General features: G+C 45.3%; 20 protein-coding genes. 13 read left to right on the forward strand and 7 right to left on the reverse strand.

Annotation, left to right across the window (positions count from 1 at the left end; translation table 11 throughout):
* Positions 1 to 359: 359 nt before the first annotated feature.
* From BSZ04_RS01855 to pdxR, 3 genes are all read right to left on the reverse strand, one after another.
* Positions 360 to 3,410, reverse strand: coding sequence for an efflux RND transporter permease subunit (locus BSZ04_RS01855; protein WP_088879341.1), 3,051 nt, complete (start codon positions 3,408 to 3,410; stop codon positions 360 to 362).
* Positions 3,410 to 4,507: an efflux RND transporter periplasmic adaptor subunit gene (locus BSZ04_RS01860; RefSeq protein WP_088879342.1), complete on the reverse strand. Its 1,098-nt coding sequence runs from the start codon at positions 4,505 to 4,507 to the stop codon at positions 3,410 to 3,412. Before BSZ04_RS01860 ends, BSZ04_RS01855 begins: the two co-directional genes overlap by 1 nt.
* 224 nt (positions 4,508 to 4,731) lie before the next feature.
* Positions 4,732 to 6,174, reverse strand: coding sequence for a MocR-like pyridoxine biosynthesis transcription factor PdxR (pdxR, locus tag BSZ04_RS01865; protein WP_088879343.1), 1,443 nt, complete (start codon positions 6,172 to 6,174; stop codon positions 4,732 to 4,734).
* 104 nt (positions 6,175 to 6,278) lie between these two features.
* Between pdxR and BSZ04_RS01870 the strand changes: the two genes are divergently transcribed.
* A complete protein-coding gene (locus BSZ04_RS01870; RefSeq protein ID WP_088879344.1) occupies positions 6,279 to 6,935 on the forward strand; it encodes a pyridoxamine 5'-phosphate oxidase family protein in 657 nt (218 codons plus the stop codon).
* Here the strand turns inward: BSZ04_RS01870 and BSZ04_RS01875 are convergent.
* Together BSZ04_RS01875 and BSZ04_RS01880 are read right to left on the reverse strand one after the other, a co-directional pair.
* The gene (locus BSZ04_RS01875) at positions 6,889 to 8,238 is read right to left on the reverse strand and encodes an ATP-binding protein (RefSeq protein ID WP_088879345.1); all 1,350 of its coding nucleotides are present in this window, start codon (positions 8,236 to 8,238) and stop codon (positions 6,889 to 6,891) included. The two genes, BSZ04_RS01870 and BSZ04_RS01875, sit on opposite strands and share 47 nt — an antisense overlap.
* 4 nt (positions 8,239 to 8,242) lie before the next feature.
* Positions 8,243 to 8,935 (reverse strand): response regulator transcription factor, encoded by a 693-nt coding sequence (locus tag BSZ04_RS01880; protein ID WP_071234523.1) that lies wholly within the window; start codon positions 8,933 to 8,935, stop codon positions 8,243 to 8,245.
* 356 nt (positions 8,936 to 9,291) lie between these two features.
* Here BSZ04_RS01880 and BSZ04_RS01885 point away from each other — a divergent pair, with 356 nt between their 5' ends.
* Positions 9,292 to 9,573 (forward strand): hypothetical protein, encoded by a 282-nt coding sequence (locus BSZ04_RS01885; protein WP_138955199.1) that lies wholly within the window; start codon positions 9,292 to 9,294, stop codon positions 9,571 to 9,573.
* A 34-nt stretch (positions 9,574 to 9,607) separates the two neighbouring features.
* Here the strand turns inward: BSZ04_RS01885 and BSZ04_RS01890 are convergent, their stop codons facing one another.
* A complete protein-coding gene (locus BSZ04_RS01890; RefSeq protein WP_088879347.1) occupies positions 9,608 to 10,609 on the reverse strand; it encodes an AraC family transcriptional regulator in 1,002 nt (333 codons plus the stop codon).
* Between the two features lie 107 nt (positions 10,610 to 10,716).
* Between BSZ04_RS01890 and BSZ04_RS01895 the strand changes: the two genes are divergently transcribed.
* The 6 genes from BSZ04_RS01895 to BSZ04_RS01920 all read left to right on the forward strand — a co-directional run bounded on the left by BSZ04_RS01895 (position 10,717) and on the right by BSZ04_RS01920 (position 18,450).
* On the forward strand, positions 10,717 to 11,043 hold the full coding sequence (locus tag BSZ04_RS01895) for an MFS transporter (RefSeq protein ID WP_010451241.1): 327 nt from the start codon (positions 10,717 to 10,719) through the stop codon (positions 11,041 to 11,043).
* Positions 11,043 to 12,266 (forward strand): HlyD family secretion protein, encoded by a 1,224-nt coding sequence (locus BSZ04_RS01900; RefSeq protein WP_010451240.1) that lies wholly within the window; start codon positions 11,043 to 11,045, stop codon positions 12,264 to 12,266. Before BSZ04_RS01895 ends, BSZ04_RS01900 begins: the two co-directional genes overlap by 1 nt.
* A 101-nt stretch (positions 12,267 to 12,367) precedes the next feature.
* The gene (locus BSZ04_RS01905) at positions 12,368 to 13,690 is read left to right on the forward strand and encodes an ABC1 kinase family protein (RefSeq protein WP_088879348.1); all 1,323 of its coding nucleotides are present in this window, start codon (positions 12,368 to 12,370) and stop codon (positions 13,688 to 13,690) included.
* Between the two features lie 74 nt (positions 13,691 to 13,764).
* Positions 13,765 to 15,111 (forward strand): magnesium transporter, encoded by a 1,347-nt coding sequence (locus BSZ04_RS01910; protein WP_088879349.1) that lies wholly within the window; start codon positions 13,765 to 13,767, stop codon positions 15,109 to 15,111.
* Positions 15,112 to 15,924: 813 nt separating this feature from the next.
* Positions 15,925 to 17,163 (forward strand): cytosine permease, encoded by a 1,239-nt coding sequence (gene codB, locus BSZ04_RS01915; protein ID WP_088879350.1) that lies wholly within the window; start codon positions 15,925 to 15,927, stop codon positions 17,161 to 17,163.
* A gap of 9 nt (positions 17,164 to 17,172) precedes the next feature.
* A complete protein-coding gene (locus BSZ04_RS01920) occupies positions 17,173 to 18,450 on the forward strand; it encodes a cytosine deaminase (RefSeq protein WP_010451232.1) in 1,278 nt (425 codons plus the stop codon).
* 51 nt (positions 18,451 to 18,501) lie between these two features.
* On the opposite strand, the gene BSZ04_RS01925 is transcribed toward BSZ04_RS01920, so the two are convergent.
* Complete coding sequence (locus BSZ04_RS01925; RefSeq protein ID WP_010451230.1) at positions 18,502 to 18,684, reverse strand: hypothetical protein; 183 nt, start codon at positions 18,682 to 18,684, stop codon at positions 18,502 to 18,504.
* A 340-nt stretch (positions 18,685 to 19,024) separates the two neighbouring features.
* On the opposite strand from BSZ04_RS01925, the gene BSZ04_RS01930 reads away from it, so the two are divergent.
* The 5 genes from BSZ04_RS01930 to BSZ04_RS01950 all read left to right on the forward strand — a co-directional run bounded on the left by BSZ04_RS01930 (position 19,025) and on the right by BSZ04_RS01950 (position 23,703).
* On the forward strand, positions 19,025 to 19,795 hold the full coding sequence (locus tag BSZ04_RS01930) for a hypothetical protein (RefSeq protein WP_088879351.1): 771 nt from the start codon (positions 19,025 to 19,027) through the stop codon (positions 19,793 to 19,795).
* A gap of 105 nt (positions 19,796 to 19,900) precedes the next feature.
* Positions 19,901 to 20,554 carry an HD domain-containing protein gene (locus BSZ04_RS01935; RefSeq protein ID WP_045391244.1) on the forward strand — a complete coding sequence of 218 codons (654 nt, stop codon included), beginning with the start codon at positions 19,901 to 19,903 and terminating at the stop codon, positions 20,552 to 20,554.
* A 1-nt stretch (position 20,555) separates the two neighbouring features.
* Positions 20,556 to 21,293 (forward strand): helix-turn-helix domain-containing protein, encoded by a 738-nt coding sequence (locus tag BSZ04_RS01940; protein ID WP_010451224.1) that lies wholly within the window; start codon positions 20,556 to 20,558, stop codon positions 21,291 to 21,293.
* A 10-nt stretch (positions 21,294 to 21,303) separates the two neighbouring features.
* Positions 21,304 to 21,663, forward strand: a complete 360-nt coding sequence (locus tag BSZ04_RS01945) for a hypothetical protein (RefSeq protein ID WP_045391241.1) — start codon at positions 21,304 to 21,306, stop codon at positions 21,661 to 21,663.
* A gap of 183 nt (positions 21,664 to 21,846) precedes the next feature.
* Positions 21,847 to 23,703, forward strand: coding sequence for an MFS transporter (locus tag BSZ04_RS01950; protein WP_088879352.1), 1,857 nt, complete (start codon positions 21,847 to 21,849; stop codon positions 23,701 to 23,703).
* Positions 23,704 to 23,722 lie beyond the last annotated feature (19 nt).

Raw genomic sequence — 23,722 nt, forward strand, 5'->3', positions numbered from 1 at the left:
TGCAGAAACAGCTCTGTATTTATGAAAACAAACAGAGAGTTAAGTGACAATATAGGAGCTCCACTATTCCTAGTCCTAGGAAAATCCATCAAAGGTGCTCTAGCGTGATTACTCTTTTTGGAGAGGCTATGTTCCCTTTAACGGTTGTTATAGGTTATTCAGTCTCCATTAGCCTATGGACGTGCTGGGATTTACAACTAAAAATGTGTTTAAGGGACCTTGGCCGACTCAACGGTCATTAACACACTTTTATTTGGAAGCTTGGTGCATCGAGTATAACGCTTCACTAACCAGTCAAACTGCTAGCAAAAAAACAAAAAATGGAGCCACAAGACTCCATTTTAAGTTAAGGGTGTTGATTACGTTGTTTCCACCTCTACGCGGAAGAAAATGGCGTAAAACAGCGGAATGACGACCAAAGTAAGAATCGTGGCAAACAGTAGACCAAACATAATGGTCACCGCCATGCTCTTAAAGAATGGGTCAATCAGCAGTGGGGCAACACCTAAGATAGTCGTGAATGCGCCCAGTAGAACCGGACGGGCACGGCTTAGTGCTGCATCAATTATCGCAGTATATGGCGTTTTACCTTCACGAATTTCAACATCCGCTTGGTCAACCAATACAATCGCGTTTTTCACCATCATACCAATCAAGCTTAAGAAGCCGAGAATGGCCATAAACTCGAACGGTGTTTGGAAGATGATAAGCCCCACGGTAACACCAACAACCGCGAGCGGTGCCGTTAGCCAAATAACCAATGGCTGACGCAGTGCGTTGAACATAAAAATCACCGAAAGGATCATCGCGGCAAACCCGTATGGCGCTGAGATAACTAGCCCTTCATTGGCATCTTTCGACGCTTTATATTCGCCATACCACTTCAGCTCATACCCTGCTGGCAGCTCAATGGCTTCAATTTGAGTACGTACTTGCTTGAATGCGTCTGCCGTCAATACACCCGGCGCTGGATCCGCTTGCACCAGAATCGTCGGCATGCGATCGATTCGACGCAAGATGGCGTCTTGGTATACCACATCAACAGAGTTCACCAGTTGACTTACTGGAATATAAGCACCCACTGTCGGACTGAAAACTTCTGTATTTTCAATCGCGCGTTGGTGGCTTCGCTCACTTTCCGGCGCGCGGACAACGATTGGGATCAAATCATCTCCCTCTCGATATACACCTACATTCCGACCCGTTAAGGTTTGCGCGATAGCTTGGTTAATCTCCATCGTAGTCAGCCCATATCGCTGGGCTTCTTCTGCAGAATAGGCAGGGCGAAGCACAGGGACTTGTTGACGCCAATCATCCTGAACCGCGATCAAGTTGCTATCCGCCAGCATAATGGCTTTCGCTTGCTCCGCCAGTTGACGCAACACCGCGCTATCAGGGCCTTTGAAACCGGCTTCAATCTTCTTACCGCCTCCACGACCAAGCATGAACTTCCACACTTTAATTGACGCATCAGGGTATTTGGCTTCTAACTCACTTTGTAGCTCACCCAGTAACGGGGCGATCTTCGTGTAATCATCAATATCAATCAGCAGTTGGCCGTAACTTGGGTTACGAGCTTCTGGCGCATAGGTGAGCATAAAACGTAAGCCGCCACCACCAATAAAACTGGTGATGTTGGTAACCCCCTCTTTGGCTTTCACATCTTGCTCAATACTCGCAACCACTGCCTCGGTACGCTTGATATCCGAGCCTTGCGGCAAGTAAACGTCCACAACAAATTGCGGGCGCTGAGATTCTGGCATAAAACCCGGAGGTACAAACTTCACGCCCCAAATCGCTGCTGTCATCATTCCCAGCAACAGTGCACAACTGATGATGCGGTATTTCAATACCCATGCGAGCAGTGACTTATAGCTTGCTACGACGCGACTAGGCTTCTTATCTGCATTTGCCGCTTTTACTTTGAGGAAATCGTGACACAGCATTGGCGTCACTGTGACTGCAAATACCCAACTAAGGAGCATTGAGTAAAGAATCACCCAAAACAGCGAGCCAGCGTACTCCCCCATGTCCGAAGGCGATAAACCAATCGCACTGAATGCACAGATACCAACGACGGTTCCTCCTAACAAAGGCCACTTGGTTGCATCGACAACTTCAGACACCACAGCGTTGCGATCGGCATCTGGATCTTGTTGAAAACGAACCAAAATACCATCGGTCACTACAATCGCATTATCCACTAGCATACCTAAGGCAATGATCAACGCCCCAAGAGAGATACGCTGCATCGCAATATCTTCTATGAGCATGATGCACAGTGTGCCAGCCACCGTTAGTAGAAGCACAAAACCGATAATCACACCCGAACGTACACCCATAAACAACAGAAGCACGACGAATACAATACCAACCGCAGCGATCAAGTTGTCGATAAAGTTCGCTACCGACGCGCGAACAGAATCTGATTGCATCGAGATAACATTCAGTTCCATACCCAATGGGCGCTGACTTTCCAACTCTGCCAAACGTACTTTAACTGCGTCTCCCATATCCACAACGTTACCGCCGGACACGTTGGAGATGCCAAAGCCCACAGCTCGTTCACCGTTGAAACGCATCAACATAGTTGCTGGTGTTTGGTAACCGCGAGTGATGTCCGCAATGTCACCTAAACGAAGCACTGTATTGTTGTTACCTAGCCCTACTTGTAGATTTTTAAGGTCGGCAACAGAATCAATATTGGAACTTGGGATCACGGGAATGCGCATCGCACTAGTTTCGATGCTACCTGCCACTGTGACTAGATTTTGCTTTTGCAGAACTTGAAACACTTTCTCAGCAGAGACACCAAACTCGGCTAAGCGCTCACTTGAAATCTCAACGAAGATGGTTTCTTGTTGCTGCGCCAATGTCGCTGTTTTCGCCACACCTGGTACGAGTACGATTTCACGGCGTAAACTATCGACATAATCTTGCAACTGCTTATCACTGAATCCTTCACCTGTAACAGCAAAGAACAATGCATATACATCCGCGAAGTCATCATTCACAATAGACGGCCCTGCTCCCGGAGGAAGCAGTCGCTGTGCATCGGTCACTTTACGACGCAGTTTATCCCATACTTGTTGTAGCTCAGCGGCGCTGCCTGCAAACTCGAGTTTAATCTCGACCGTGACCTCAGACATTCCTTGCATCGAGACGGATTTCACTTCTTTGACTTCTTGCAAAGCCTGAACGGCGCCTTCGATAACATCGGTCACTTCGTCAGAGACCTCCTGCGCTGTCGCTCCTGAGTAAGGTGTCGCGATCACTGCCTGACGAATAACAAACTCAGGGTCTTCAAAACGACCTAGTTTGATGTAGCTGATGTAACCACCTAACAGTATTAGAGCAATAAGCACCCACACACTTGTACGCTTAGCTATGGTATAACGTGCAATGTCCATCATTGTGCTCCAGCGCGATCATCCGTGTAAGGGCGAACTTCCATGCCCTCTCTCACACTTGATACCCCAGCAATGATCACCTTCTCACCCAACGAAAGATGTTCGGTAACAATAATGCGGTCTTTGTTGAGTGCGCCAATCGCCACATAACGCTTCGTTGCTTTGTCGTCACTGCCAACGACCCAGACAAATTGCTCGCCTTGGTTGTCAGGGACAATTGACGTCAGAGGTAAGGTAATTTGTTGATTCTGAGTGTTTCCTGAAGTGGAAACAGGCAGCACTTTCACCGCCATTCCCGGCAATACGTGGAAACCGTTTAAGTGCTCAAAACCCAACACGACCGGATACGCCTGAGAAACAGGGTCTGCAACGGTCGCAACCGTGCGCAGCTTTAAAGGAAAAGATTGCCCAGGAATGGCTGAGATTTCAGCAATTGCTTTCGTCCCCTCTTTACCGGAGAGCATCACTTTATGTGGAATATGGATGACCACTTCAAGATCATTAATATCATGAACGGTCAGAACAGGTGCATTAGCTTGGACTTGAACGTAGTTATCAACCAGCTTGCGTCCAACGATGCCATCAAAAGGAGCAAAGATTTGGGTGTATTCTAGATGACGCTTTGCATCTTCAACACGTGTACGAGCAAGATTATAACGTGTCGTGATCGTATCTAAGTCGGCCTTTGAAATTGCTTGGCTTCTCTTAAAAACAGCTTGAGCACGCTCATACTCACGAGACACATTCTCAAACTCAAGTTGCGCTGACACCAATGCATTTTTTGCATCTCGATCATCTAAGGAAGCAAGCAGTTGACCCTTGCTCACCTCATCGCCTTCCTTAACGAAAATGCTGATCAGTTTCCCACTCACTCGAAAAGCGAGGTCTGCGCTTTCTGCAGCACGAACAATACCATTAAAGCTCAGCTCCATTGCTGATTGGGTTGTAACGACTTCAATAAGTGCAGGTTTGATTAGTGGTGCGACGTCTGATACCTCATTTTCATCAGAACAACCGGTAATGCTTAAGGAAGAGATGAGCAGTGCTGAAATAGCACTCAGTTTAAGTGTGTTTTGGCCAAATTTAGTTGCGACCATATTTTCTTTACTCCAAGAGCGTGACCCATTATTGAGTAGTCACTATTGAACTTTACGCACAAGCGCAGAAGTAAACTTCGGAGTTTATTTTAAAGTCAATTTAGCCACAGGTAAACTCTAAAGTTTACCTATTATTTATTCTTGCTAGATATAACACAAAACAATGACAAACAATTAGGAATGCGGGGGTTGATGATCAAGCTGATCCATCGATGTTTTTACTTTCATAAGTCCTTCAACTCAAACATCAACGCCAACTGCTGCATCAAAGTGTCAATATTCTCTAGCGCAACATTGCCGTAGCCTAACACCACCCCATTCCAATCACGGGTTTTAAATTCGGGATGTTCGTAATAACTCAACGGACGCAGCACAATACCTTTCGCTTCAGCACGCTGTGTCCATTGATGTTCATCAATGCCATAGCGCCACTTCAACGTAATGTGGAGACCCGCCGCTTGACTGATAACACTCACTTTATTGCCAAAATACTTTTCAATCGCCGAGCACATCCGTTCATGTTTACTTTTGTATAGTCGACGCATCTTGCGAATATGACGAAGTAACCCTCCTTCCGTTATGAAATCGGCTAACGCTTCTTGCGTATGTGTAGGAGAATCACCGCTTAACGCATCTTTAACCACAAGACAACCATCGACTAAAGATTCAGGAACGACGAGATAACCGAGGCGCAAACCGTTGAACATGACTTTACTAAACGAGCCAATGTATAAAACGCGATCATCTCTGCCCATTTGAGCCGCTAATCCCTGCAAACTAGTGTATGGCCGATGCGCAAACTGGAATTCACTGTCATAGTCGTCTTCGATTATCCAATGCGCTCTCTGTACGGCCCAGTTAATGATCTTGCTTCGTTGTTCTATGTTGAGCGTCGTCCCCATAGGGTATTGGTTACTTGGCGTGATATACAAAGCATCCACCTGACTCGATGTCACCGTTTCCACATCAAAGCCTACCTTCTCTTGCACGTACAGTGGCTCAAAATGATATTGCTGGAAATGGATCAATTTACGCATTTGTGCATATCCCGGTTGTTCCATCAGCACCGTATCGCCTTGTTTTAGTACGCTCATAGTGGCAATAGCCAACGCTTGCTGCGCTCCAGATGTAATGATGATCCGCTCTGGCGAACAGTTGACTGAGCGGCTGGAAGCAAGGTAGCTAGATAAAGCGCAACGCAATCTCCAACTGCCTTGAATATCTTGATTACCGAGTAAACACGTGCGGGATGAGTGGCGCGCAATCAGTTTCTGCCACTGTGCCATTGGAAACGCATCTAAATCTGGAACACCTGGAGCAAACGCTCGGTTTATATCGAAGCCAGCCTTAGGATCCACCCCTTCTTCAGGTGCTGCGGGTTCTGGTAAATACTGCTCTGGCAACTCCACCGCCACATAAAAGCCGGAACCTTTTTGACTGCTCAAGTACCCTTCAGCGACCAACTGTTCATACGCTGCAATCACGGTGTTTCGACTGATATCGAGTTCCTGCGCAAGCTTGCGTGTTGAGGGCAACTTTCCGCCCTTTATCCACAATCCTTTCACGATTTTTTCTCGAATAGCAAAGAATAGAGCTTGCTGGCGAGTGCCATCATGCTCATTTAAGTTCAAATCACCAACAACAATTAAAGACAAAACTGGATCCATACATAAGTTAAAACTGGCTCTCTTTAAGCTACCAGTTAATCGATACATTGCAATCAGAGATAGAGAAGCAAGCGCTCATTATCGTAAGAGCTTAAGGAGAGAAAATGTTATCCAACACCAATCGAACTGAGATTAAAAAAGGCGCACACAAAGCAGTCTCTGATGTCGATAAACTGCACGCCATCATAGATGAAAGCCTGATCGCTCATATTGCGATAACAAACGAGTCTGGCCCTGTGGTCATCCCCATGCTGGCATGGCGCGTAGATGATTACGTGTACATCCATGGAGCCAACAACAGTCGATTGTTGCGCTCACTTAAACAAGGAGTGCAAACGTGCCTAACCTTTACTTTGTTTGATGGTTGGGTACTGGCTCGAAGTGCGTTTCATCATAGCGCACATTATCGAAGTGCCGTGGTCTTCGGGCAGTTTGAAGTGATGGAAGATAACCAACAGAAAGACAAACTGCTGAATCACTTTATCGAGCAAATCGCGCCGGGAAGAACGCAAAATATACGCTTGAGCAATGAAAAAGAACTCAAAGCGACCATGTTGTTACGTATTCCACTCACTGAAGCATCAGTGAAAATCAGCCATTTTGGGGTCAATGATGATGAGCAAGACATGGATCTCCCCGTTTGGGCAGGTGTATTACCGTATCGAACGATTGTCGGCCCACTTGAGGCGTGTGATGGTTTATATGAAGGTCTTGCTACGCCTGACTATAGCAGCGCTTATCCTGATCGTTGGCAGGAATGAGCACAGTAAAGCGCGCTCCACCTAAGTGACTTTCCCCAACCGATAGTTTCCAATCCAATTGCCTCGCCGCACTGGTTGCGATAGCGAGGCCCAATCCAAACCCTTTTTTGTCTGCATTTCGGCTTTTATCTAGTCGGGAGAATGGCAAAAACACTTCGGAGTGCTTTTCAATCGGGATTCCGGGACCGTCGTCTTCTATATCGATCACCCAATGCTCTTTAACACGATGAATAGCTAGGTAAATATCTTTTTCTCCATATCGTGCGGCATTTTGAATTAGGTTATCAATAACTAAGTTACCAAGGGTCTGCTGAAAACGCACTTGCTCACTGTTGCATTCGATACAGCTTTCAATCACCACTTGATTTAGACCATGATAAGCAAGCCTTTCACGAGTCCATTGAAGCAGGTTAAGTGAAGTCGTCGCGTGCCCTCCTCCCTTTTTCTGAGAGCTTAGCCGAGATAGCTTTACAATATCCTGAGTAAGCTCATTGATCGAACCAACATAACGGTCGATATCATTAAACAGTTGCTCTTGCTGTTCAGGTTTACTTAACCGCGCAATATCAGTCGCAAGTTGAATCCGACTTAAGGGAGTACGCACCTCATGAGGAATCGCCTGAGTCAAAATATGGCTCTGCTTGACTCTCCTTTCAATGTCTTCCGCCATATCATTAAAGCCTTGCGCCAAACTCGCCAAAGAGTCTGAATAGGTTTTAGGATCAACTCTGCATTGCAACTCACCTGAACCAAACTCGTTATGCGCTTTCGATAGTCTTATGATTTGGCTTTCAATCGATCTGACTGGTATGTAAATCATCACCCCCAAACTGGAGAAAACGACGATAACAAGGCTTAAAACAAAAATCAGCTCTGAGTCCTCATGCCAATCAACATCTGGCCGGAAGAAATCTCTCTTTTCTTTGAACAATAAGCTTTGAGTACTATTCGGCAGAGGAAAGACTGCACCATATAAGCTGTCTTCAATGAGGTAAACCGGAATGGACTGCAATCGGTAGATCTGCTTGCAGTCATCGCAAGGCGGAGTTTCGTCCCAATGATCAAGCAGTGCAAGTTTAAATATATAAAAGTCTTGCTGACCAGTTTGAGTGAGCTCTTTATAGAGTGAACTTTCAGTACCTTTCTGAGCGATATACTGATTGGCGAAGTATGCACCATCGTTCATAAATATCTCTACCTCCGTCTTACGCATATATTCGTCACCTAAGAAAACAAAAAGTGACACAGTCACCGTTAGGCCAGTGATAATTGCAATGTAAAGACGAGTGAAGGTAGAAAACATATACTTACTTGCCTGTTAGCATATAGCCACGATTTCGGACAGTTTTGACGGTCGCAGATTGAACACCAGCTTTGACAAACTTCTTACGCAGCGAAGAGATCCTCATATCAATGGAACGATCGGTAATACAGTACTCAATACCTCGCGCGAGACGACAGCATGACTCTCGAGACACTGGCTGATCGATATTAGACATTAGCAGTTCTAAAATCTCAAATTCTGAATCAGTTAAATCAAGTACAGTACCTTGGTAGCTGGCTTTATTTCTCCGAGTGCAAAGCTCAATGCCGTACCCATAGACTGTTTGATTCGAATCGGTGCAAGGCTGTCTGGCATAGCGACGCATAACCGCTTCTATCCTTGCTAACAGCACATTTCCTCTGATTGGTTTGGTAAGGTAATCATCAGCGCCAAACTTAAATAAACTCACCTCACTCATTTCATCGTCGGTTGCCGTCAAAACAATGATCATGCCATCAAAGAACTCTCTCACCTCTCGGCAAATTGTGGCTCCATCTTTGACTGGTAACATCAGGTCAAGTAATACAAGGTCGGGGTGTAATGAACGGATACTTTCGACAGCATTTTCGCCGCTATTAATAATAGTTACCGAGTGCCCCTCTGCTTCGAGGTACATTTTTGTTAAACGCGCTATCTCGGAATCATCCTCAATCAATACGATTTTATAACGACTCATACCCATTCACTCTACTTATAAAACGGGAGCAGTATATCGTTCAGAAATGTGAGTGCAAGCTACGCTCATTTGATACATCGAAGCACTTACAATCACTTACAAAGGCAGGGGGTCGGCCAAATTTAGGGTTAAATACCCAGAAGGACAGCATAATAGACTTAATTGTAAAATATTTCATGATATAAACCCGCAAACACACAGCCCACTGAAACCAAACACTATAAAGAAGTAGTTTGAGTAATACGACGTGCCGACAAGGCTACACTTCTGGGCAATAAGCATCTAAGTGAGTATATAGACAGAGCGCTTTATGACATTTAAATTTGTTATTAAATTTATAAATAACAATCAGAATTATGATGTCTCGTTTTAAGCTATCCTCACTTGCCCTTGCCAGTATTGCGTTGTTTTCAGCTTGTGGTAATACGGCTTCTGGTTTTACTTCCTCTTACGCTACCAAACCGACACAATCAATCCTGAGTGCTGAAGCTATTTCTATCCAACATTCTACGTCGACACCTTTAGCTGCATCAGCTGAAACATCAATGATTGAACCTGGCACTCCGAGCGGCCACAAGTCATTTAATATCAAGCAGTCACTGACTCGTTGCATGGATAAAATCAAACGCATACGTTAGAAAACCAGAGCTTCATTCTACGTACAGGGGGAAGCTAGTTTTCAAAGCGGGCCATATACTGTTTTGGGGTCACACCGCGATGTTTTTTAAACATACGGTTAAAACTTGCGACATTGCTATAACCCAACCGTGCGGCAATATCTTCAACGCTCACTTTGGAGCCCAATAATCCAGCTGCGACATTACTCAGTACATAGCCACAGACGGTAGAAAAGTTCAGACCTAACTTATGTAGTCGACGTTGAAATTGCTGATCAGATAAACCTAACAGCGCAGAAACTCTGTCTAATGTTGGTAATCCATAGTGGCTGCTGTAGTTCACTACTTCATAAATCACTTTAAGTTCATCCTCAGGATCTGGCATGTTCAACAGATCATCCAAATCTGAGAAGTTCATCGCTAAACGGCTCTCCTCACGATGACTGACTTGACGAGATGCCAAGCGATCATCACCATGAATCCAAACCTCGGTTTTAGGTTGGCTCCACTCCACTTCACAACCAAAGTAATCTCGATACAAGTCATGGTTTTTTCTTGAGCCAGAGATCATCACTCGAAGTGGGCGATAATCCTTTCCTAAGAATTCGCGTAATATCTTTATCATGAACACCGCACTACGAATGCTGTCATGTACTTTGATCGTCGTATCAATGAAAGGGTTGTGATAAGTCCACTTAACTATCTTTCCAGACTGCGCGCCAGCAAAAAAAGCGCCAGATTGCAGATTACTCACACCGTAATTCACACGTCGAATTGTGCTTGCTAGGTCATTGCCTGAAAACAACCATCGCCCAACAGGCCCTAGTTTTTGCAGATCAATCCCTTTGCTCAAATTCAAAATGACATCTGGGTCGCCGCTTAAGCACTCTATGCGACGAAACCATTCAGAAACGGCGGTGAGAGGTATCAGCGTCATCGGGTTATGAAATACTGAAGCGGGAATACCTAGGTCATCAGATGTCAAATTGTACTTAGATAACGCGAGGTTATGCATATTTAATATGCCCATCGCGCGAATGAATCGAACCGTTTTCATAACCAATCACATCAAATTTACTCTCTGAGTGATTGAATTTGTCACAAAAACTCATCCATTTCAATTCCAGATCACAATACGCCAACAGCTTGATAGAGGAGTGTTTAATGAGTTTACTTAGTGTCCCATTTGTCGGAACAGGCGCAGATACGGCGTTGCACGTTGTCGCTGCTGTCGTTTTAATCGCGAGTGTCGCTGGCGCGTGTTACGGCTTTTGGAAAATCCATGAGTTGCCAATTAATAAGGCACACAGCAAAGACCATCACCAGATAGGGCTCATCACCGCCCTCACCTGGATAGGATTTGTCTGGCACTGGGTATGGGTGCTAGCCGTGATCTTTGCATTCGTTGATATGGAAAAAGCCATCATCAATCTGCGTGATACATGGAGAAGTAAACCGCAAACAGAAACACAGCCACAAGAGGAGGCATAATGTTAGAAGGTTTAGCGGTATGGGCACTCTTCATCTATCTGCTCCGTTTAGTCGGCATGCCTTGGAACAAAGCAACCAAATCCTTTGCTTACCTTGGTGGCTTGGGCTGGCTAATGTTCGTATGGGTGGGCTTGATTAACTTTACGCCTATGGACATATCAGGTGGTTCTGTAGTGCAATCGCCGCACATTCAGCTTCGTCCTGATTCAACCAATGTAAAAGGCAAAGTCGACCATATTTACATCAAGCCGAATCAACAAATTGAAAAAGGTCAGCTCATTTATGAACTCGACCCAACGCAATATGAGATCGCATTGAATCAAGCAAATGTGTCGGCAGACTCTGCTCGAGTGGCACTAGCAACCGCGCAAGGTGATATCGAGATTGAAGAAGCGAACCACCAAGCATTAGTGCAAGATCTAGAAACTTCAAAGAGCCAATTGGAAGCTGCAAAAGTTGACCACAAATTGCAGAAAAAGATGCTAGATCGTTATATTGAGCAAAACCGAGTGGTCAAGAACACCATTACAGAAAGCGACATCGACAAACAATCGAGCGCGGTTGATATGGCTCGACATAACGTGTTGACCCTTGAGTCTCAAATCAAGAAGAAACAAGTCGATATATCTCGCGCAAAACTGGCAATTCATAAAGCAGAGCTCGCAGTTGAAACCAAACAGGCAGAGCTGCGCCAAGCAGAAGAGCAAATTGCAAAAGCGCAATGGGATTTGGACAGTACGAAAGTTCATGCTCCAGCAGATGGCTTTGTGACTAACTTTATCTTGCGTGAAGGTCAACGTGTTTCGATGATGCCGCGTATCAACATGTACACCAATGAAAAGTACGTTCTGATGCGCGTGAACCATCAAGCAATTAGAAACGTTAAACCAGGTCAACCAGCGGAGTTCGCCTCTTCAGTTTACCCAGGCAAAGTCTTCTCTGCTACGGTAGAAGGTATTGTTGAAGCAACAGGTGAGTCACAAGGTAACCTGCTGGGTTTGGATGATTCAGTACGTGTCACCACTGGCAAGAACTTACAGAACAAGCACCACTTTGTTCGCCTGAAAATTGATGAACCAGAAGGCTACGATATCCCAGTAGGCTCTGTAGGCTTAGCATGGGTGAGTGGTGAAAAACCAATTGGCTTCTTAGCCTTCTTGGATGCGATTCGTGGCATCATCATCCGAATGAAGTCTCAGCTGTACTTCTTCTACTCTATCTAAACTAATAAACCGCCAGTTACGCTGGCGGTTTTCTTTTCATTTGTATCCAAGCACGTACTTTTCCCGTATAACAAATAGTTAGTAAATAGCGGAGAAGATTCATGTCGGCAAAGGAAAGAAGCCTACCAACCCATCGTATTTCAAGATTCAGCAAGTTCGCATCACTCGCTACCCGTGTTGCAGGAAACGTAATTGCGGAAGGCACGAAGCAGATCGCCAAAGGCAACAAACCCAAAGCGAAAGACCTGTTGCTGACGCCGCAGAATATCGCGCGCTTAACCGACCAACTCGCTCACCTACGAGGTGCTGCGATGAAGCTTGGTCAAATGCTCTCGATGGATGCTGGCGATGTTTTGGAACCAGAGCTCGCCGATATTCTTTCTCGACTTCGTTCTAATGCTGACCCAATGCCGGCTAAACAACTGAACAACGTGATGGAAAACTCGCTAGGTACCGGATGGAAAACTGAGTTTCTTTCCTTTAACTTCAAGCCTATTGCCAGCGCGTCAATCGGACAGGTACACCAAGCTTATAGTGATGCGGGCGACAACTTAGCCGTCAAAGTGCAATATCCGGGCATTCGAAAAAGCATCGATAGTGACGTCGACAACGTAGGAACGCTGCTTAAAGTGGTTGGGTTGATTCCGGAATCCGTCGATTACAAAGGGTTGTTGGAGGAAGCGAAGAAACAACTCCATGACGAAGCTGATTACGCGCGCGAAGCGCAATTTGCTATTCGCTATCATGACGCTTTGAAAGATCACCCTCATTTTGTGGTACCGAAGATTCACACCGAAAGCTGCTCAGACTCCGTTCTCGCGATGGAATTCATTGATGGCAGTCCGATTGAGCAAATCGAACATTATGATCAGAGTACGCGAGATTTTGTCATGCACAGCCTACTCGAATTACTGTTTCGAGAGCTGTTTGAATTTAAGATGGTACAAACCGACCCAAACTTCGCCAACTACTTATATATCGAAAACACTCGTCAAATCGGCTTGTTAGACTTTGGCGCAACTCGAGAATATAGCGAACGGTTCAGTACCGGCTATCGCCAAGCCTTTGCATCTGTCGTTAATAATGACGAACAAGGTTTGAATGATGCGCTCGAGCAAATAGGCTTCTTCAGCCAAACCATCATGCCAGCGCAGCGCCAAGCGATTCTCAATTTGGTGAAAATGGCGTGTGAACCTATGTTGGTTGATGAGCCATATGACTTCAAAGCCAGTGGCTTAGCGCAGAAACTCCGCGAAGCTGGTACCATTTTAAGCTTGGAGCAAGACTACTGGCATACACCACCAGCCGACGCCCTTTTCCTACACCGAAAAATTGGTGGGATGTACTTGCTTGCGGCTCGTATTGGCGCAAAAGTGAACATTCGCCAATTGGTTGCCCCTTACCTACGGATTGTTGGCGAATAGCCTATTGTTTTTCTGCTATTTTCGAGTACCTTGATCAGCTGCCTATAAGAATAATCTGACTGTCGGGGTGCTCGGTGAGTAAGTTTCAAGACCTCTCCACTCTAATCGAACAAATTGTCCAAGCAGACGAAGCGGATCAAGTCACCGCTTTGAATGATTCTATCGAATGTGGTCTCGAGCCCGGCGCCGTTGCGCTGATCCTTGAAGCCTTCCCTATCGATGAACGTGTACGCTTGTGGCGCGCATTACCTCTTGAATTGCATATTGATGTGCTCACTGAAATGCGTGCGGACGTACGTCTTTCTATCATCGAAGCACTTTCGGAAATCGAACTCAAACTCACTCTCGCTAAACTTGATAACTTATCCCTGATAGAGTGGGCCGACTCTCTACCAGAAGAGTTCATCAATGAAGCACTAGAGCTAATTGAGAAAGATGAGCTTGAGCTTTATGACCAAGCAAATGAATATGAAGACGAACAACTCGGACGTTGGGCTGAGCGTAAGATCATCACCCTCCCTTTTAATATTACGATTGGTAAAGCTCGACGCTTAATGGAGCGTTACAGCTACGATACACCGCAACAAGTATATCTCATCAACCGCAAGAAACAGTTCCGTGGTGCGGTGAACTATTATGAGATCTTACGTAGCGATCCTGATATACGCCTTAGCACCTTAGCCATTGAAACCGTCAATGTGCTCAACAGTAAGATGGAGCTTCCTGAGGCGGTAGAAGCACTTGAGCACAGTGCGCTTCCAGCGCTTCCTGTTACCGATTCTGACCAAACCTTAATCGGTGAAGTGGATTGGCAGTTTGCCTTGAGCACGCAGCGTGAAATTTACGAAGCACGTTTAATGGCAGGTACCGGTATGGATGAAGGCGATGACTTGTTCGCCCCTGTTCTAAAAAGTTCACAAAAACGCGGCGTCTGGTTAGGGATCAACCTGCTCACCGCCATTTTAGCATCCGTGACAATTGGGCTATTTGAACATGTGATTTCGCAGGTGGTTGCCCTTGCGGTTCTAATGCCGATTGTTGCCTCAATGGGTGGTATTGCTGGTAGCCAAACCTTGACCTTGATGGTTCGTGCGATGGCGTTAAACCAAATCACACCTGGTAACCGCTTTGCCCTATTAAAAAATGAGTTGGGCATCGGCTCACTCAACGGTTTGCTTTGGGCACTGATCATCGGTGGTTTAGCAGGGCTTTGGTTCCAGTCTCCTGTATTGGGTGGCACCATTGCACTAGCTATCATAGTGAACATTATTACAGCAGCACTATTTGGTGTTTTAATCCCTATTGTTTTGGATAAGCTCAAACTAGATCCCGCACTAGCAGGCTCAGTTATTCTGACCACAGTAACGGATGTCGTTGGCTTCTTTGCCTTCTTAGGCACGGCAAGTCTAGTGATGCTTTAAGTGATTAATTAGTTATTATAATAAAACAATCAGTAGCATATTAAACACGCATTGCAATACGCAAATGCACTTTGCAAAGAATAATTCACATTAGGCAACTAAACTCACAGAAACTGGGGTTTTTAGGTCATCAAAAAGTTGGCACGTATGCTGCATTATCTATAGTGACCCTTCTTAAGCCGAGGGTCACCTAGCCAACTGACGTTGTTAGTGAACTCGATTTTTGTTCACAAGTATATAAGCCAATCGCAGCTTTTGCGGTTGGCTCTTTTTTTATCTAGCCCTTTCCAAATTTCCCTATTTACTTTCCCCACCCTCTTAAATCAATTTGTTTGATTTTTTACAATCGATTACACACATAAAAACCCAAAGTTAACCACAACAAAAGAAGCTCTCACAAAAACAAATCAACAAAAGCCACAAAAAACAAAGAAAACAATCGTATTTATGTTCAAATAACGAACAACACTTCCCAACAAGCATAGGAAAACGTTTGCCAAACATCATTCAAATCAATCATTGTGCCATTTTATAAACAAATCATAGAAATATGATGAAATATAACAGCAAGACCAATGACACCGATTTCATTACACATAACAGGCCAAAAAGCCCATCAACAGCCAAACTTTTTTGACTTTTAAAAAATCAATAACCATATGTTTTTAAAGAAATATAAAAACACAAATCTCACAGTAAACGTTTAAGTGACAAAAAACTCATTGACTATGAGATTTACATCACGATAATACGCGCCGTTTGCCCAGAAACAGGGTTCTATAATTCATTTTAATTTTCTTTGCGGAGGTAAAAATGGCTGCAGACAATAACTACAGTCTTGGACCAGTCCCTAACACTGCCAGAAAGGGTGTTGCATCATTAACCATGGTTATGTTGGGACTCACTTTCTTCTCCGCAAGTATGTGGACGGGCGGTTCGCTCGGTACTGGACTTTCTTTTGATGATTTCTTCCTCGCTGTTCTCATTGGTAACCTAATCCTCGGCATCTACACTTCTTTCCTCGGTTACATCGGCGCTTCTACTGGTCTCTCTACTCACCTCCTCGCTCGTTTCTCTTTCGGCTCTAAAGGCTCTTGGCTTCCTTCCGCTCTTCTTGGCGGCACACAAGTTGGTTGGTTTGGTGTTGGCGTGGCGATGTTTGCTATTCCAGTAAACAAAGCAACAGGCATCGATACAAACACGCTTATCATCATTTCTGGTCTATTAATGACTGCGACGGTTTACTTCGGTATCTCTGCGCTTATGGTGCTATCTGCGATTGCAGTTCCAGCGATTGCGTTACTCGGCGGATACTCGGTAGTAGAAGCGGTAAACAGCGTGGGTGGTGTGGCTGAACTACAAAAAGTACAACCAGCACAACCTATCGATTTTTCTGTAGCGCTTGCAATGGTGGTTGGCTCATTCATCAGTGCGGGTACACTAACCGCAGACTTTGTTCGATTCGGCAAGAAGCCAAAAGGTGCAGTGATGGTCACTATGGTGGCGTTCTTTATCGGCAACTCACTGATGTTCATCTTCGGCGCAGCAGGCGCTGCGGTAACTGGCCAATCAGACATTTCAGAAGTGATGATCGCTCAAGGTCTTCTAATCCCAGCTATCATCGTGCTTGGTTTGAACATTTGGACAACCAACGACAATGCGCTTTACGCATCGGGCCTAGGTTTCTCAAACATCACTGGTTTGCCAAGCAAATACATCTCTATGGCGAACGGTTTAGTCGGTACATTGTGTGCACTATGGTTGTACAATAACTTTGTAGGCTGGTTAACTTTCCTATCGCTTGCAATTCCACCAATTGGCGGCGTAATCATTGCGGACTTCTTCATGAACCGTAAGCGTTACACAAATTTCGCAGCAGCAGAGTTCCAAACGGTTAACTGGGCTGGCATTATCGCAGTGGCGATTGGTGTTGCAGCTGGTCACTTCCTTCCGGGAGTGGTACCTGTAAACGCAGTACTGGGCGGCACAATCAGCTACCTGATTCTAAATCCTATTCTTAATAAAAAGACACTGGCACAGCAGCCAGCGTAAGGAACCATCATGACAACACTATTGATCAAGAACGCAACGCTTAAGGGACAGGAAGGTCTCCAGCAAATTTTGATTGAGGATGGTCAATTCAAGCGTATTGAAGACAATAATGTAGAACTAAATTACACAGGTGATGTTCTTGATGCGGAGGGCGGCATGGCTGTCGCACCTTTCTGCGAGCCGCATATTCACCTAGACACCACGCAAACCGCCGGTGAGCCGAGCTGGAACATCTCTGGTACGCTTTTCGAAGGTATCGAGCGTTGGGCTGAGCGCAAAGAGACGCTGTCGATTGAAGACGTGAAATCACGCGCTAAGCAAACTCTGAAATGGCAAATTGCAAACGGCGTACAACACGTTCGTACTCACGTTGATGTTTCTGACCCTACTCTAATTGCTCTAAAAGCAATGGTAGAAGTTCGTGAAGAAATGAAAGAGTGGGTAGACATTCAAATCGTTGCGTTTCCGCAAGAAGGCATTCTGTCTTACCCGAATGGTAAAGAGCTGCTAGAAGAGGCGGTTCAGCTGGGTGCTGACGTTATTGGTGCTATTCCTCACTTTGAATTCACTCGTGAGTACGGCATCGAGTCTCTACACTACGTGTTCGAGCTGGCACAAAAATACGACCGTTTGATCGACGTGCACTGTGATGAGATCGATGACGAGCAATCTCGCTTTGTTGAAACGCTTGCAGCACTAGCGCATAAGTTCAACATGGGCCACAAGGTAACCGCAAGCCATACAACGGCGATGGGCTCTTACAACGGTGCGTACGCATCTCGCCTATTCCGTTTGCTGCGCATGTCTGGTATCAACTTCGTTGCAAACCCATTGGTCAACATCCACCTTCAAGGCCGCTTCGATGATTACCCGAAACGCCGTGGTGTGACTCGTGTAAAAGAAATGCTGAACGCCAACATCAACGTATGTTTTGGTCACGATGACGTCTTCGATCCTTGGTACCCGCTCGGTACAGCAAACATGCTACAAGTGCTGCATATGGGTCTGCATGTTTGTCAGGTAATGGGTTACGACCAAATCAACAACTCACTTGATCTGATCAGCACCAATTCAGCACGCACGCTGAACATTCAAGACAAACACGGCATTGAAGCTGGTAAACCTGGTAGCTTACTTATTCTTCCTGCGGAAAATGGGTTTGATGCAGTTCGTCGTCAGGTACCAGTTCGTTACTCAGTTCGTCACGGTAAAGTGATTGCAGAAACACAACCAGCAACAACACATATTCACCTTAGTGAACAAGAGCAAGTGACTTTCAAACGCTAGAGTCTTTGCTTAAAATACAAAAAAGGGTCTGACTTAAATCAGACCCTTTTTTTATTTCTTCACGCGTTGCGTTAGCTGTCTACGGCAACTAATGACATTCCTTAGCAACGAAGGCGAATTGCCTATATACACAACCTCGCCATCTTCATCAATAATTGCTGGCACAACCTTTAAGCCTTTCATATCCGCGCCGCATTCCACCAACTTACGCTCTAGTTCATAAAGATCCTGCACACTCAGGCCCCAATTTTATAATATTTTGTTCGGCCGCATCCTATCTCCGCATGCATAAACAAAGCTTGATACAGATCATAAAAAATAAAGGTATGTCTTTTCAAAAATAGGACAACACAAACCTAGTTAAAACTTGCCGTCATGACTGTTTTAAATGAGTTTAACTCCTTTACCATTGGCTCGAAGAAAAGGCAGCTCAGTTTAAGGCAGAAGAGTCTCAACTAAGCAAGTGTGACTCGGCATCACGTACTGATAACCAGTGGTTATCAGCGAGATAAGTAGACGGACAATGAAACAGTGTTCAATAATAGTTTCGAACCAAGCATCTCGGAGCAAACACATGAACATTTTTAACAAAACTACTTTGGTTGCGGCGCTATCTCTTCCCCTACTTGCAGGATGCGTGACTCCGGGAGAAGACGATCCAAACGCATTAACAAAACAGGGTGCAGCCGGTGGTGCACTTCTAGGCCTTACTATGGGTGCCCTGACGGGCGATGCTGATTTAGCACTAAAAGGAGCTATTGCTGGCGGTGTAACTGGAGGAGTAGCAGGCGCAAGTGCTGATATTCAGAACAACCGTGAGAACATCCGTCACGACAGCCGTAACGACGCGATTGGTGGCATCAATAGCGGTCAGAACACAGCGGCAACCAATGCACCTCAACAATGGCAAGAGATCGACAACTTTGTTGGTGAATGGAACGTAAATATCCAAAACCACAACCGCGATTTTAAAGGCTTAGAAGGGTTGCAAGCACACGGCTCTCTGGCAAAAACAACAGAAGCGAATGTTAAAGTGACCAACTCGCAAGGCGTTGATCTTAATGCAGCATTCACCTTCGACCCACAAGCGGGCTACCAGTTAACACTAACGAACCAAGCAAAAAACGTCTCGGTCGCTTTTGCTGGTGAGCAACAGTCGCAAAACAATCGCTACAACTTCTACCCGATGAACATTAATGACATTATTTACCAAGGTATCCCTACCGGTGATGTGCGCGTAGAACTCGGTTTTGCGGGACCAAACGTCTGGACCATCGACAGCTACGCCTACATCGATGGAGCAGAGCAAAGAGTACAGACATTCCGTTTCACCCGCACTCAATAAAACAACGAGACTTTCTTGTAACGTCTCAATAACAACGTCTCATTTGGCAATTTAATAAAGGCTTAGGCATACTCTGTCTAAGCCTTTATTTTTTAGAAGAAATCCATGCCTCAACTTACCCCATCAGACCTAAGCAAATTTGAGCCTCAGTTCCTACAGTTTATGCAGCAAGAGATGCAAACCGATGCTGCTCATGATCTAAGCCACGTCCAACGCGTAGTGAAAACCGCCCACCAGCTTGCCCAGAAGGAAGGTGCTGACTTAGCCGTTGTCCTACCCGCTGCCTATCTGCACGATTGCTTCACTTATCCGAAAGACCACCCAAATCGCAAGCAAAGCTCCACGATTGCGGCAACCAAAGCCATTTCGTTCCTCGAAAGCATCGGCTACCCCGCTCAGTATCATGACGCCATTGCTCATGCGATCGAATCTCACAGCTTTAGTGCTAACATTACGCCTAATACTTTGGAAGCTCAGATCGTCCAAGATGCTGACCGCTTGGACGCGCTTGGTGCGATTGGCGTTACACGTTGTATTCAAGTCAGTACTTTATTTGATGCCGCCTTGTATAACGAGCAGGACATGTTTGCAGAACATCGAAAACTAGAAGATAAACGATTCACCATCGATCACTTCCAAACCAAACTGTTTAAAATTGTAGAAACCATGAACACCAAAACGGCGTATGAAGAAGCTTTGAAGCGTAAAGCGTTTATGCAATCTTACCTAGAGCAGTTACGCCAAGAAGTAGAAGGTTAATATGTCGGAAAGTCACGACCTAATTAAAGAGCTCAAACGCCAACTCAAACTGTCCGGTTTACACTATGTCGACATCGCGCAACATTTGGAGTTGAGTGAAGGCTCTGTTAAACGTTTATTGGCAGAAGGCAGTCAAATTAGTCTCGACCGATTAGAGCGTATCTGTCAGCTGATAGGTTTAGAGATGGCAGAGTTGTTTAAGCTGGCAGCAGCACACAATAAGGGGCTGGAATCACTGACATTAGAGCAAGAAAAGCAACTCGTCGACGATAAAGGCTTATTGCTTGTTGCTGTGTGTGTAGTCAATGGCTATCGTTTCGATCAAATTGTCGAGCAATACACCTTTGATGAATTGGAGTTGATACAAAAGCTCGCGCAACTCGACCGTCTCGATATCATTGACCTGCTGCCAGGCAATAAGATTCGTCTACGCATTTCCCCAACTTTCCGTTGGCATACTGGCGGCCCTATCCAGCGCTTCTTTCAGCAACAAGTGCAAGACGCCTTCTTCCAAAGTTACTTCTCTGCTGAAGATGAAAAACTGGTGATGGCTACAGGCTTAATGAGCTTGCCAACCAATAAGAAGATGCAGGCTAAGCTACAAAAGGTCATTGATGAGTTTTACCAGGTTTGCCAAAGCGACGAGTCACTAGACATGAACGAGAAGCACGGTACCTCTCTGGTGATTGCGATGCGTCGTTGGACATTCCCATTATTTAGCTCTTGGGAACGCAAATAGAGGATATTCGATGCTCGATAAACTCAAAACATTTTCCATCAAGCTAAGTCCTATCCAACCTCTGTTCTTGTTAATTGCCCTTGGTGGGTTTGCGGTATTTCTCACCACACTCTTCAAGCTCTCCGACATGGTCAAAGAGTCTTATCTTATTCCGAGTGGTGTGGCTGCGCTATGGGCACTCTCGGCGTGGGTGATAATCTCTACTTTTCAGCATGTTCCGGAGATAACTCCAAGCCTCGGCATTTTCAAACGGACAAAAGCTCGCATTGTCCGCCTGTTCTTTTATCTCATCACTTTGGGTTTTATTGGGCTATCTGGATTTATTCTGTTTGTCACATTGAGAATGTTCAGTATCTGGTTCCGATATTAATTGCATCTGCGTAACATATAAAAGCACCAGACCGTGCAGGTTCACCATTTTGTGAAACTAAAAGTAGCATTAAGTGTTACTTTTGGTTTCTCATAACGTAACTCTTACCGCCACGCTGGCTTCCTTTGGCTCAATCTTTAAAGTGCTCTCATCTCAACGCGATTTTGCACTTATGGAGCCAGCATGTTTCTCACTAAACGATTCTTCCCCTATTTCGTTACTCAGTGTTTAGGCGCACTGAATGACAACATCTATAAAAACGTTCTTTTACTGATGGTGACATATAGTCAAATTGACTCACTGCCGATGTCAGTCGACCTTTTTGTTAATCTTGCTGCAGGCTTGTTTATCCTTCCCTTCTTTCTATTTTCTGCCCACGCAGGTGCGATTGCTGACAACATGGACAAAGCCAAGCTGATCCGCCGATTAAAACTTATTGAATTAGTGATCATGAGCTGCGCAGCAACTGCCATCATGACGCAAAGTGCTATCCTGATGCTGGTTCTACTGTTCATGACAGGAACTCAGTCGGCTTACTTTGGCCCGGTTAAATATGCATTGCTTCCTCAAGCACTGAAATCTGAGGAGTTAGTCAAGGGCAACGCTTGGGTTGAAATGGGCACATTCCTTTCTATCCTTATTGGAACATTGAGCGCAGGTCTTCTGCTCGCAGTTCCAAACGGCATGACTATCGCCTCTTGCATTGTCATTTCACTTTCTCTTATGGGCTTTTTAAGCAGCGCTAACATCCCTTCTCTGCCAAGTAAGAAAAGCGATAAGGTTAAGTTCGAACCAATTTCAGGCTTAAAGAGAACGCTCAAGCTAGCACAAAAGCAACGTGGTATTTGGATGTCAATTTTAGCCATCAGCTGGTTCTGGTTTATGGGCGCGACATACCTAACTCAGTTTCCTAATTTTGCTCGCGAGCACCTATTCGCAGACAGCACTGTGGTGTCTCTGCTGTTGGCTCTGTTTTCTGTTGGTGTGGCAACGGGTTCATGGTTGTGTGAGAAGTTATCATTTAACCAAGTTGAGCTAGGCATTCTTCCATTTGGTATCTTGGGTTTAACGATTTTCAGTGCTGATCTACTCTGGGCAGTGCCCGCTATCGAGTCTTTCCCTACTCATTACTACGATGTACAAAGCTTTGTAGCTCAGTCTTCTCATATTCGAGTAATGATCGACTTGTTCTTAGTTGGCGTAAGCGGTGGTGTGTTTATTGTACCTCTTTACGCTTTCATCCAATCACGCTCAGATGAAGGTGAGTGTGCTCAATCAATTGCAGCCAACAACATCATGAACGCACTGTTTATGGTCGCTTCTGCTGCTGTTTCCATACTGGTTTTGAGTGTTTTAGATTTCTCTATTGTTGAACTGTTTGCCATTTTAGCGATAGGTAACTTCATGGTGGCAATCTACGTTTACCGCCAAGTTCCTGAGTTTACCCAACGCTTTGTTAGTTACTTGCTAAGCCACTGTTTGTACAGAGTTTCCGTAACAGGTCGTCAGCATATCCCGGAGCAAGGCGCTGCTTTGATGGTGGCGAACCATGTAAGCTATGTAGACGCTCTGATTTTAATGGGCACATCAACCCGCCCTGTTCGATTCGTTATGGACAAATCAATTAGTGAGCTGCCTGTTCTTAAGTATGTTTTCCGCCATGCGGGCGTGATCCCAATCTGCTCTCCACGCAAATGCGCAGAGACTTATAAAAAAGCTTTCGAACAGATTGAGCAGGCGCTTAATAACGATGAAGTAGTTTGTATCTTCCCTGAAGGTCGTTTGACCTCAAATGGCGAACTAGGCGAGTTCAGACCCGGGGTCGAAAAGATTTTGAAGCGTACACCGGTTCCTGTAATCCCGATGGCACTAAAAGGCTTATGGGGTTCTTTCTTCAGCCATAAAGACGGACATGCGTTAACGAAGCGCCCTACTCGTTTTTGGTCTCGCATCGAAGTCAATATCGGTGAGTTATTACAACCAATGAAACTGGATCGCCATTTGTTACAAAAAGAAGTGCAAGATTTGCTAATTCGCTGACAGTAGTTGAGTACAGAGT

It is taken from the genome of Vibrio rotiferianus (genome assembly GCF_002214395.1).
Lineage (GTDB): Bacteria > Pseudomonadota > Gammaproteobacteria > Enterobacterales > Vibrionaceae > Vibrio > Vibrio rotiferianus.

What these genes read in the sequence shown, in the direction of transcription:
- BSZ04_RS01905 (WP_088879348.1), top strand. Translation starts at nt 12,368, where the DNA reads ATGTCGGCAAAGGAAAGAAGCCTACCAACCCATCGTATTTCAAGATTC.
- BSZ04_RS01855 (WP_088879341.1), bottom strand. Translation starts at nt 3,410, where the DNA reads ATGGACATTGCACGTTATACCATAGCTAAGCGTACAAGTGTGTGGGTG.
- BSZ04_RS01895 (WP_010451241.1), top strand. Translation starts at nt 10,717, where the DNA reads ATGAGTTTACTTAGTGTCCCATTTGTCGGAACAGGCGCAGATACGGCG.
- pdxR (WP_088879343.1), bottom strand. Translation starts at nt 6,174, where the DNA reads ATGGATCCAGTTTTGTCTTTAATTGTTGTTGGTGATTTGAACTTAAAT.
- BSZ04_RS01945 (WP_045391241.1), top strand. Translation starts at nt 21,304, where the DNA reads ATGCTCGATAAACTCAAAACATTTTCCATCAAGCTAAGTCCTATCCAA.
- BSZ04_RS01880 (WP_071234523.1), bottom strand. Translation starts at nt 8,935, where the DNA reads ATGAGTCGTTATAAAATCGTATTGATTGAGGATGATTCCGAGATAGCG.
- BSZ04_RS01935 (WP_045391244.1), top strand. Translation starts at nt 19,901, where the DNA reads ATGCCTCAACTTACCCCATCAGACCTAAGCAAATTTGAGCCTCAGTTC.
- codB (WP_088879350.1), top strand. Translation starts at nt 15,925, where the DNA reads ATGGCTGCAGACAATAACTACAGTCTTGGACCAGTCCCTAACACTGCC.
- BSZ04_RS01885 (WP_138955199.1), top strand. Translation starts at nt 9,292, where the DNA reads ATGATGTCTCGTTTTAAGCTATCCTCACTTGCCCTTGCCAGTATTGCG.
- BSZ04_RS01950 (WP_088879352.1), top strand. Translation starts at nt 21,847, where the DNA reads ATGTTTCTCACTAAACGATTCTTCCCCTATTTCGTTACTCAGTGTTTA.
- BSZ04_RS01875 (WP_088879345.1), bottom strand. Translation starts at nt 8,238, where the DNA reads ATGTTTTCTACCTTCACTCGTCTTTACATTGCAATTATCACTGGCCTA.
- BSZ04_RS01890 (WP_088879347.1), bottom strand. Translation starts at nt 10,609, where the DNA reads ATGAAAACGGTTCGATTCATTCGCGCGATGGGCATATTAAATATGCAT.
- BSZ04_RS01930 (WP_088879351.1), top strand. Translation starts at nt 19,025, where the DNA reads ATGAACATTTTTAACAAAACTACTTTGGTTGCGGCGCTATCTCTTCCC.
- BSZ04_RS01870 (WP_088879344.1), top strand. Translation starts at nt 6,279, where the DNA reads ATGTTATCCAACACCAATCGAACTGAGATTAAAAAAGGCGCACACAAA.
- BSZ04_RS01920 (WP_010451232.1), top strand. Translation starts at nt 17,173, where the DNA reads ATGACAACACTATTGATCAAGAACGCAACGCTTAAGGGACAGGAAGGT.
- BSZ04_RS01860 (WP_088879342.1), bottom strand. Translation starts at nt 4,507, where the DNA reads ATGGTCGCAACTAAATTTGGCCAAAACACACTTAAACTGAGTGCTATT.
- BSZ04_RS01900 (WP_010451240.1), top strand. Translation starts at nt 11,043, where the DNA reads ATGTTAGAAGGTTTAGCGGTATGGGCACTCTTCATCTATCTGCTCCGT.
- BSZ04_RS01940 (WP_010451224.1), top strand. Translation starts at nt 20,556, where the DNA reads ATGTCGGAAAGTCACGACCTAATTAAAGAGCTCAAACGCCAACTCAAA.